Annotated in this window: 1 pseudogene; it reads left to right on the forward strand. The window is 71.8% G+C overall.

Going from position 1 to position 946, the window contains the following annotated elements:
* The first annotated feature begins 42 nt into the window (after window positions 1-42).
* Window positions 43-894, forward strand: a pseudogene (locus E2651_RS43420) (polysaccharide deacetylase family protein).
* Window positions 895-946: the final 52 nt, after the last annotated feature.

Raw genomic sequence — 946 nt, forward strand, 5'->3', positions numbered from 1 at the left:
ACCCTCACCGATTCACACGGTTTACGCCGTTATGTTCGCCAGATGATCACACTGGCCCAGCGAAGAAGACTCACCGCCGCCTGCGTCCTGGCGGCCCTCGCCCTCAGCGGCTGCGGCAGCGCCGGCTCCCCCGCCCCGAGGAAACCGGACCGGACCGCCCGGCCCACAGCCGGTCCTGCGACCCTCGCCCCCGGCCCCGCAGGTCTCACCCCCGTCTTCAAGAACGCCCGCCCGCACGAAGGCCGCTGTGGCCGGACCCACCGTCGCCCTCACCTTCGACGCCGACATGACCGCCGATCAGGGGCCGCGCGCCGCGGCGGGCGAGCGGTTCGACAATCCGGCGCTGGTCGCGACCCTGCGCCGGCTGAAGGTGCCCGCGACCTTCTTCATGACGGGCCGGTGAGCCGAGGAGTATCCGGATCAGGCCAAGGGCATCGGCCGGGATCCGCTCTTCGAGGTCGCCAACCACTCGTACAGCCACTACGCCTTCACGAAGCGCCGCTACGGGCTGCCCACCGTCCCCGCCTCCCGGATGCGCGCCGACATGGAGCGCGCCTTCACCGCCTTCCGCAAGGCGGCATCGAGCGCCCGGTGCCGTACTTCCGTTTCCCCGGCGGCTGTTACGACGAGCAGGCGCTGCGCGCGCTGGCCCCTGGCGGCGTCACGGCCGTGCAGTGGGACGTGGTGAGCGGCGACGCGTTCGCCACGGACGCCGACGCGGTGGCCAAGCAGGTACTGGACGGCGTACGGCCCGGTTCGGTCGTCGTCATGCACTGCACCCGCAGCCCGGCTCCCGCGACGGAGCGTGCCCTGCGGACCATCGTCCCGAAGCTGCGTGAGCGCGGCTTCCGGTTCGTCCGGGTGTCGGAGCAGATCGGCAACTCGCGCCGCTAGGCGAGCGCCCCGAAGGGGCGCGGGGAACTCACCCCCTCCGCTGTCTCTTATA

Source organism: Streptomyces sp. MZ04 (assembly GCF_004684775.1).
Taxonomy (GTDB): Bacteria; Actinomycetota; Actinomycetes; order Streptomycetales; family Streptomycetaceae; genus Streptomyces.